The sequence below is a fragment of the Aeromicrobium stalagmiti genome, from assembly GCF_013283745.1.
In the GTDB taxonomy this organism is placed as follows: Bacteria; Actinomycetota; Actinomycetes; order Propionibacteriales; family Nocardioidaceae; genus Aeromicrobium; species Aeromicrobium stalagmiti.
The window spans coordinates 1-1,101 of sequence record NZ_JABSTZ010000019.1; the positions used below are offsets into that span (position 1 = coordinate 1).

1 protein-coding gene is annotated in these 1,101 nt (G+C 64.9%); it reads right to left on the bottom strand.

The genetic code is table 11. From position 1 onward, the window contains the following. A partial coding sequence (locus tag HQK15_RS18245) for an IS481 family transposase (RefSeq protein WP_173492929.1) occupies positions 1 to 988 on the bottom strand: 988 nt, incomplete at its 3' end. Between the last annotated feature and the right edge of the window lie 113 nt (positions 989 to 1,101).

The following is a 1,101-nucleotide window of genomic DNA, read 5'->3' on the forward strand; positions in this document are numbered from 1 at the left end:
TGTGATGTCCAGGGACGTTGGTCAGTCGGGTGACTGGTGGCTTGCCGCCGGTAGCGGAGTGGGCTCGGTGATGATTGTAGAAGTGCAGCCAGCGCGGCAGCGCTGCGGTGCGCTGGTCGTTTGAGATGTAGAGCCGGCCGTAGGCCCATCCGTCGCCGAGGGTGCGGTGGAACCGTTCGATCTTCCCGTTGGTCTGGGGCCGGTAGGGCCGGGTCCGCTTGTGCTTGATGTCGAGCTCGACGCAGGCGTCTCGCCAGGCGTGAGACCGGTAGCAGGACCCGTTGTCGGACAGGACCTGTTCGACCGTGACGCCATGGTCGGCGAACCAGGCCACGGCGCGTTCGAGCACGCCGATCGCGGTGGCGGCTTTCTCGTCGGCGCAGATCTCGGCGTAGGCGACGCGGGAGTGGTCGTCGATGACAGTGTGGACGAACGCTGTCCCGGTGCGTGGCTTGTGGTCCTTGCCGCGAGGCAGTCCTGAGGTCGCGATCTTGTTCTTGGCGCCTTGCTGACGGCCGACGAACCGGTGTCCGCCACCATCGGGGATGTTGCCGAATTTTGTGACATCAACGTGGATCATCGACCCGGGGTAGTCGTGCTCGTAACGCCGCAAAGGCTCGCCGGTGATCCGGTCGATGTGGGATAGCCGACTGATCCGACAGCGCTTGAGCACCGCGTGAACGGTCGAGGCCTGCATCCCGAGTTCGCCAGCAATCTGGACCGGACCGAGCCTGCGACGCAGCCGTGCCCGGACGATCTTGCGCACGATCGCCGGTGGTGTCTTGGTCGGGCTCGTGCACGGTCGCGAGCTGCGGTCGACCATCCCCGCGGCACCGTCGGCCCGGTATCGGTCAGCCCACTTCTTCGCGGTCCTGGGCGAAACCATGAACAGTTTGGCGGCGGTCGCATACGTCCAGTCGTCGTCGACGACGAGGACAGCGAGCCTCAGACGTGTGATGGGGGTGAGCGTGGCGTTAGCGTGGGACATGAAGGCCTCCTGGTCGTGAAGCGGTTCCTAGATAGCTCCACTCCACAACAGGAGGCCTTCACCCGTCAGATCGACTCGCCCCGCAAAACGGGACAACCTCCCTGGACATCACA